The organism is Mycobacterium sp., assembly GCF_035640695.1.
GTDB lineage: Bacteria > Actinomycetota > Actinomycetes > Mycobacteriales > Mycobacteriaceae > Mycobacterium.
Genome location: NZ_DASQVQ010000189.1, coordinates 1 through 7,718 on the forward strand (window position 1 = coordinate 1; position 7,718 = coordinate 7,718).

A 7,718-nucleotide genomic window follows, 5' to 3' on the forward strand; every position below is an offset into this window, starting at 1 on the left:
CGCCACGACGCTGGCGCTCTCGTTCGACGGCGACAAGGTCGTCGGCTACGCGTGTGACGGCAAGACTGATGAGGCCTGGTTTTTCGGAACCCAACAGAATGGCCGGTTTGACCTGACTTCTAAGTACCAGGACCATTTGACCGGCAACTACGACGGGACAAAGGTACCCCTTACGCTGTTGATCAATAACAACGAATACACCGGGGATGCCGTGCTCAGTGATCAGCCGGCCGGGATCTACACGGCAACACACGGTGATGCCCGGGCCACGTGGATTGTTCGTTCCGATCAAAGCACCATCGGGATGTTGCTGCCTCAGGACAAGCACGACCGCCAGGTAATCAACCAAATCAATGCCGATAGAAATGCGCCGGACTATCAGGAGAAGTTGCATCAGGCGCGACTGGATCGCGTGACGGAGCCGCCCCCGCAGCTGACGTACGGCACCTGGACGAGTGAGCTGGGCGGAACGCCAGTCACAGCGGTGCAGGTCACCGGCAGCATGACCTCACCACCCAGCACCGGTTAGGCGTAGTCCAACCACCATCGATGCAGGTCGTCGAGCTTGGCTCCCTGGGCGTCACCGAGGAGGAAATCCGACTCCTTCGTCCACACCACATCTGCCAGGTTGTTGTATGTACCGCAGGCGATCCGCCCGGCGTTCCTGTCGGGCGTCGACTTGTAATGCCAGGCGGTGGGCGAATCGACGCCGGTGCCGGGGCACTGCGACAGCGCCGAGTTTTGTCTGATGCTGGCTTCGAAATGCTGGTTCAGCCTGTTGAGGTCGGAAAACAGCGAATAGCGTGCCGCGGCCGGGGCGCCCGGCGCGGAGCCCGGACCGCAGTCAACGGTCGACAGTGCATCGCCGACCGGTGGACGGGTCGGTTGACAAGCGTTGGTGCTGTAACCCCGTGGCAGAAGGCTCAACAGCCGCGCGTCGTCCGGGTTGCTTCCTGGTGCAGCAGTGGTCGCGGCGGTAGTCGCGCTTGCGCTGGTGCTTGTCTCTGTGGTGGTCCTCGCCGCCGACGGAGAGCCAGGTTTTGCGGCCCACCAGATGCCGGCGAGCACGACGGCTGTGCCGGCGGCCGCGCCGATCGGAACCCATGGATTGAGCCTGCGTTCGCCAGGCGTCCGCTGTGCTTTCGTTAGCGGCGGGCGTCCCGGCGGTGGGTACGGTTGGTGAAACGCCAAGGCGGGCAGGTAGGCCTCGGCTGGTGTCGCGGGCAGCGTCGGAAGCTGCTCCTCGGCACCTTGTTGCTCTCTCGGCAGTGTCGCCGCCTCGCGGCGATCCAAGTCTGGCGTCGCTTGGTCGTGGTTGCGTTCCGACAGCGCGTCCTGTGCGGCAAGGGCGAGACCACCGGCGCTGGGGAAGCGGTCCTCGGGCTTCTTGGCCATGCCCCGTTCGATCACCCAGTCGAACGCCTTCGGAATTCCCGTGCGCAACTCGCTGGGCCGCGGGATCGGCTGCATTAGATGCGCGGCAATCAAGGCGCCGACGCTGTCAGCGCGGTAAGGGAGCGACCCCGTCAAGCACTCGTGTAGCACGCAGGACAGTGCATAGATGTCGACGCGGTAATTCACCTCATCGTTGGTGAACCGCTCCGGCGCCATGTAGGCATACGTTCCGACGGCGGTGCCGCTGTCGGTCAGTGTCGCCTCGTTGGCGGCGTTGGCGATCCCGAAGTCCACCAAGTACGCGAAATCGTTGCGACATACCAGGATGTTTTCCGGTTTGACATCGCGGTGCATCACACTGATTTCGTGCGCTGCGTCGAGCGCTGAGGCGACTTGGCCGATAATCGCCACCGCCCGCTCGGGCTTCAGCGGCCCGTCCCGGTTGAGGATCTGGCGCAGGTCGGTGCCGTCGATCATTCGCATCTCGACGTAAAGCAGGCCGTCGATCTCGCCGTAGTCGTGTATCGGGACCACGTGCGGTTCCTTAAGCCGGCCCGCCGAATGCGCTTCGCGTTGCAGCCGCTTTCGGAACACTGGGTCGTCAGCGAGCGTCTCGCGCAACAGCTTCAACGCGACAATCCGATGCTTGACGGCGTCCTCGGCCTCGAAGACCTCCCCCATGCCCCCGCGGCCGATCAATCGCACCAGCCGATAGCGACCGACGACGGAACCGACCCTGGAGCCGCGTCCGGTGCCGCTCATCAGCGTCTCCTGATGCGTTTTGTAGCCGAGACCACAATCGATTAGCCAGCAAACACCCTACTGCTGGACCTACGGGAACACACGAAAACCGCGGCGTCACGACACCGTATCGGCCGAAACCGGTCCGGGGGTAACGTTGTCGCCACTTCTGGTGCAGATGGCGGCGGACTTTCACGGTGCGGGGCGGCGGGATGGAGCTGGTAGACCGTCACGCCGAGTGCGGGGTGCTTGACCGGCTGATTGAGGCAGTTCGCACTGGTGAGAGCAGAGCACTAGTCGTGTCTGGCGAAGCTGGTGTCGGCAAGACAGCGTTGCTCGAACACCTGGCTGGGCAGGCGTCGGAATGTCGTCTGGCCCGCATCGCGGGTGTGCAGTCGGAGATGGAGCTGCCGTTTGCCGCGCTACATCAGTTGTGCGCGCCCATGCTCGAGAAGCTCCAGGGTTTGCCGGCACCGCAGCGCGATGCCTTAGAAATTGCCCTCGGCATGAGTTCCGGATCGGCCCCGGACCGGTTTCTGGTCGGACTAGCGGTGCTGAGTCTGCTGTCCGACACTGCCGAACAGCAGCCGCTTGTGTGTTTGGTCGATGACGAGCAGTGGCTCGATCGCGCCTCTGCCCAAGTCCTCGGCTTCGCCGCTCGCCGTTTGGGTGCGGAATCGGTTGGGTTGGTTTTCGCGGCCCGCGCGCCCAGCAACGAGCTAGCCGGATTACCGAACCTCGTCGTGGAGCGCCTGGGGGAGACAGATGCGCGGACGCTGCTCGACGCCGCTCTGACCGGGCCATTGGACTCTCGGGTTCGCGATCAGATCCTTGCCGAAACTCGAGGCAACCCGCTGGCCCTGCTGGAACTGCCTCGGGGATTGACTCCGCAGGAGCTGGCGGGCGGATTTGGGCTTCCCAACGCGGCGCGATTGGCTGGTGGCATCGAAGAGAACTTCCGTCGGCGGGTCGACGTTCTCCCCGATCAGACCCGAAATCTGCTCGTAATCGCGGCCGCCGAGCCGCTCGGTGATCCGGCACTGGTGTGGCGAGCTGCCGCCAGGCTCGGGATTGGCGGCGAAGCGGCGGCGCCGGCGGTGGAGGCGGGCCTTGTCGACTTCGACGCTCGGGTGCGGTTTCGCCATCCTCTGGTGCGCTCGGCAGTCTACGGCTCGGCCTCGGTGCAGGAGCGACAACGGGTGCACAGTGCGCTGGCGCAGGTAACCGATCCGCAACATGATCCTGATCGACGCGCCTGGCACCAGGGACACGCCGCAACCGGCCCAGATGAAGTAGTCGCCGCGGAGCTGGAGCGCTCGGCGGGGCGGGCCCGCGCGCGTGGCGGCGTGGCTGCGGCCGCGGCATTTCTCGAGCGCGCCTCTATGTTGACTCTCGACCCGGTGCAGCGCGCCGATCGCGCGCTGGCAGCCGCGTCGGCCAAAGTCAAGGCTGGCGCGTTTGACGCGGCGCGCGACTTGCTCTCGATTGCAGAGACAATGCACCTCAATGACTTTCAGCACGCTCGTCTCGAAATGGTCGGCGCCGAGCTCGCGTTGGTCACAAGTCGGGGCAGCGATGCTCCGCCGTTGCTACTGAAGGCTGCCAGGAGGTTGGAGCCGATCGATGCCGAGCTATCGAGGGCGACATATTTACAAGCACTGTCGGCGGGCTACTTTGCTGGCCGCCTTGCGCTCGGCGGCGGTGTGCGGGAGGTAGCCCGCGCAGCGCGGGCCCTACCACCGCCACAACACGCTCCCCGACCGCCCGACCTTCTTCTGGACGGCCTGGTAGCGCACTACACGGAGGGATATGCAGCCGGACTACCGCTGCTGCGCAGAGGAATTCACGCTTACGGGACCGGCATGACGCCAGACGAGGAGCTGCGCTGGCATTGGGTGGCCGGCATTATTGCCCGTCATGTGTGGGATGACGACAGCTGGCACGTCCTGTCTGAGCGGCACGTCCAGCTTGCCCGCGGGGTGGGAGCGCTCAGCGAGCTTCCCGTGGCCCTTAGTTCACGTGCGTTCATGCTCTTGTTCGCCGGCGAGTTGACCGCCGCAGAATGGTTGATCCAGGAACTGCAGCCAGCGATCCAGGCGACGGTGAGCAACCGCACCCCATACGTCGCCCTTGGCATCGCCGCGCTCGCCGGCCGACGAGCCGAAGCAGTTGCCCTTATCGATGTGATCACGCGGGAGGTGACCCTTCGCGGGGAAGGGATCGGGATATCCGTCGTGGAGTGGGCGGAAGCACTGCTGAACAACGGACTCGGCGACTACCAGAAGGCGCTGAGGGCAGCCGAGTCCTGCATTGATTACGTCGGGGAAATGATCTCGCCGCCGTGGCCGGCTGTTGAGCTCATTGAGGCGGCAGCGCGCAGCGGAAGAAGCGACATCGCAGCCGAAGCCTATCGGCGGCTGGCCGAGATCACCGGCGCCAGCGGCACCAATTGGGCACGAGGCGTCGAGGCTCGTTCGCGGGCATTGCTGAGTGACGGCGACGCCGCTGAACATCTCTACCGCGAGTCGATCGAGCGTCTTGGCCGTACCCGGATCCGGGTTGACCTCGCTCGCGCACATCTGCTGTACGGCGAATGGCTGCGCCGGAAGCGGCGCCGCATCGATGCCCGCGCACAACTTCGCATCGCCCACGAAATGCTGGACGCGATGGGGATGGAGGCTTTCGCCGAGCGGGCCCGTCGGGAGCTCAAGGCCACCGGCGAGACCGCCCGCAAGCGCAGTAGCACCACTGGGAGTCAGGAGCTCACGGCGCAAGAGGCCCAGATCGCGCGGATGGCTCGCGATGGCTTGTCGAACCCGGAGATCGGTGCTCGTCTCTTCATCAGCGTGCGCACAGTGCAGTACCACCTCAACAAGGTCTTCACCAAGCTCGGCATAGCGTCGCGCACCCAGCTCGACCGCGTCCTGCCCGATGGACCTGCAGACATTTGATCGCACTGTGCAGTGGCGGATGCGAACACGGCCCTGCGCGGATGACGATGGCGCCGATGCGATCGATCAGCTAAGGGGTGGTCTTTCTTGAGCGACGCCATTGAAGAACTCCGGTTCGTCGAAGAACCTCCTGACGGGCGACCCGACGAGTCCGTCGACGATGTCGCGCTGTACACCGAGTACCGCCGGCTCGTTGCCGAGCAGGCGGCTGTGCGGCGGGTGGGGGCGCTGGTCGCGCGCGGCGTCGAACCATCGGAGCTGGCCAGCGCTGTCGCAGAGGAAATGCGCCAGAGTGTGGGTGCGGCCACCGCTGGACTGTGGCGCTTCGAGACGGGCGACGAGATCACCCTGTTCGCCTCTGCCGCCGCGTGTCCTGCCACGCTTGCCAATGCGCTTGCCAGGTGGCCGCTGGGAACTCGCACGCCGATCGAGGGCTACACCCTCGCCACGATGGTGGCCCGCACCGGGCTCCCCGCGAGGATTGACAGCTACGACAACATTGCCGGGGCTGTCGCGGCACGGGTGCGTCAGGTGGGCATCCACGCGGCGGTGGGAGTTCCGATCTCTATTGACGGCAAGGTGGGGGGCTTGGCGGCCGTCGGATCCGTAGAACGATGCCCCATGCCGGCCGACACCGAAGTCCGCATTAGCCGCTTCGCGGAACTGATCGGCGCCGCCCTCGTGGCGGGGCACCACGACGAGCAGAAAAGGCAGCTACTGAGCGAGACATCGCAGCGTCCGCTTCTCATTGATTCGCTGCTCGAGGGGCGAGTGCTAGATCGCTGGAGCTTGTCCGAAGTCGCCACTGCGCTGCGGCTGCCGATCAATGGCCCGTTTGTCGTCATCGCCGTCGAGGTTCCCGCCGTGGGTATCGAGCCATTACCGGACATCGAATCGAAGCTGCGCAGCCTGGATGTGTATGCGGCATGGCGGCTTCAACCTGATTTGCATGTCGGAATCGTGCATGTCAAGTCTGGGCGCCATCTTGACAAGATCCTCGCTCTGGTGAGTCGACTGGCGACGGATCGGGTCGGTGTCAGTGCACGGTTCCACGATTTACGCGACTTGCCAAGTGCTCTGCATTTCGCCAAAGTGATGCTGCGAGGCCGACCTGATCATGCCTCGCCAGTCGGGGTGTTCGACGGCTCGATTCTGGCCACCGCGGCAGTTAGTGCCCCGGAAGTGATGGTGAAATCGATCGGAAAGGCGTTGGGCGGCTTCGACGTTCTCCCCGACGACGAGCGCGAGATGCTGTTCGAAACGTTCCGAGTATGGCAGGAAAATGACGCATCCGTGCGCAGCACCGCCGAAGTGCTTATTTGCCATCCCAATACTGTGCGTCAGCGATTGCGCCGGATCGAAAAACACAGTGGCCGGACTCTTTCGCGGCCAAGGGATGTCGCCGAACTATGCTTGGCGTTCGAGGTATATCGTCGTCTCATGTAGTCGAAACGCATTGACTGCTGCAGACACACGCAAGCCGCCAAGCCAGATGCTCAGGCCGATCTTCCAGGCTGTCGCCACGCTCTGTGTCGCCGTGTTTGGTCTCGTTTCGTTTGTCGTCCTCGTCCAAGCCGTGTTTGGCATCGGCTGAAAAGCTGACCGCAATTCGTCACGTTGTCGAAACGCTCCGAATTCCCTGGTCACCAAACGTGTCCCAACGCGCGCCAACTTAGCGGCGCAAGATGGAACTTGCAGCCACGTCAGATGTTGGTAGTGACATTGAAAGGCCTCTGGTGTTGTCAGCGGTGACATCGACACCAGCACAGAGACAGGCAACGATCGAATGGTCGGCGGAAAACCCACGCCGGCGGCGAAATAGCAAACCGTACCTCTAATGAAGCGAGGATCGTCATGAATACCCTTGTAGGCCAGCGCCTGTGGAAAGCGCAGCTGGTAATTGGTCTGCTGACCATCATCGTTGGCGCCATTGTGCTGGCATGGCCCGGGCCGTCGATCCTCGTCGCCTCGACGCTGTTCGGCGTATACCTGTTGCTGAGCGGACTCGCCGAACTGTTCATGGCCTTTACCCTGCCCCGATCGGCGGCCACCCGGGTAATGCTGTTCATCAGCGGCGCGCTGTCATTGGTCCTGGCCATCTTGTCATTCCGCCACTTCGGCGACGCCTACGCCGTGCTTCTGCTGTCGTTGTGGATCGGAATCGGCTTCATGTTCCAGGGTGTCTCAGGGGTTGCCGCCGGCATCAGCGAGAGGGAACTGCCTGGCCGTGGCTGGTTGGTTTTCGGCGGCATCATCTCAGTGATCGCCGGCCTGGCGGTGCTGGTGTGGCCATACCCGTCCATCGCCGTGCTCACCCTGGCCACCGGCATCTGGCTCGTCGTCATCGGCGTCGTCCAAATTGTGCATGCATTCCAAGCACGCAAAGACGTCAACACCGCCCATCAAGCCGTCGAGGCAGCGGCGCAACATTTGGTAGCACGTTAATTGTGCTTCATTGGAACTGCGAAATCCATTAAAGGACGACGATGAATTCCCTCGACTCCCAGCACGGTGGGGACCGACCAGCCGGGCAACGGCCTTGTTCGGGCGCCGGTGTCCATGTAGTTCACCCCAGCAACGCGAAGCCGCACGAGTGCTTCACCGGGGCCGGGCGTCGGATCGGGCATGTCG

5 protein-coding genes and 1 pseudogene are annotated in these 7,718 nt (G+C 63.8%); 4 read left to right on the plus strand and 2 right to left on the minus strand.

The genetic code is table 11. The features are described from left to right. Positions 1–529: hypothetical protein (locus VE759_RS22085; RefSeq protein WP_324936430.1), on the plus strand; the 529-nt coding region annotated here is incomplete at its 5' end. On the opposite strand, the gene VE759_RS22090 is transcribed toward VE759_RS22085, so the two are convergent. Continuing rightward, positions 526–2,157, minus strand: a complete 1,632-nt coding sequence (locus VE759_RS22090; RefSeq protein WP_324936432.1) for a serine/threonine-protein kinase — start codon at positions 2,155–2,157, stop codon at positions 526–528. The genes VE759_RS22085 and VE759_RS22090 overlap by 4 nt on opposite strands. 191 nt (positions 2,158–2,348) lie before the next feature. On the opposite strand from VE759_RS22090, the gene VE759_RS22095 reads away from it, so the two are divergent. From VE759_RS22095 to VE759_RS22105, 3 genes are all read left to right on the plus strand, one after another. Next, on the plus strand, positions 2,349–5,087 hold the full coding sequence (locus VE759_RS22095; RefSeq protein ID WP_324936434.1) for a helix-turn-helix transcriptional regulator: 2,739 nt from the start codon (positions 2,349–2,351) through the stop codon (positions 5,085–5,087). A gap of 87 nt (positions 5,088–5,174) precedes the next feature. After that, a complete protein-coding gene (locus VE759_RS22100) occupies positions 5,175–6,533 on the plus strand; it encodes a helix-turn-helix domain-containing protein (RefSeq protein ID WP_324936436.1) in 1,359 nt (452 codons plus the stop codon). Positions 6,534–6,941: 408 nt separating this feature from the next. Then, complete coding sequence (locus tag VE759_RS22105) at positions 6,942–7,532, plus strand: HdeD family acid-resistance protein (RefSeq protein ID WP_324936438.1); 591 nt, start codon at positions 6,942–6,944, stop codon at positions 7,530–7,532. Here VE759_RS22105 and VE759_RS22110 read toward each other — a convergent pair. Continuing rightward, a pseudogene (locus VE759_RS22110) lies at positions 7,529–7,718 on the minus strand (hypothetical protein); the annotation flags it as partial. The gene VE759_RS22105 and the pseudogene VE759_RS22110 overlap by 4 nt on opposite strands.

Coding starts and splice junctions, on each gene's coding strand:
- VE759_RS22095 (WP_324936434.1), top strand. CDS start 2,349: ATGGAGCTGGTAGACCGTCACGCCGAGTGCGGGGTGCTTGACCGGCTG.
- VE759_RS22105 (WP_324936438.1), top strand. CDS start 6,942: ATGAATACCCTTGTAGGCCAGCGCCTGTGGAAAGCGCAGCTGGTAATT.
- VE759_RS22090 (WP_324936432.1), bottom strand. CDS start 2,157: ATGAGCGGCACCGGACGCGGCTCCAGGGTCGGTTCCGTCGTCGGTCGC.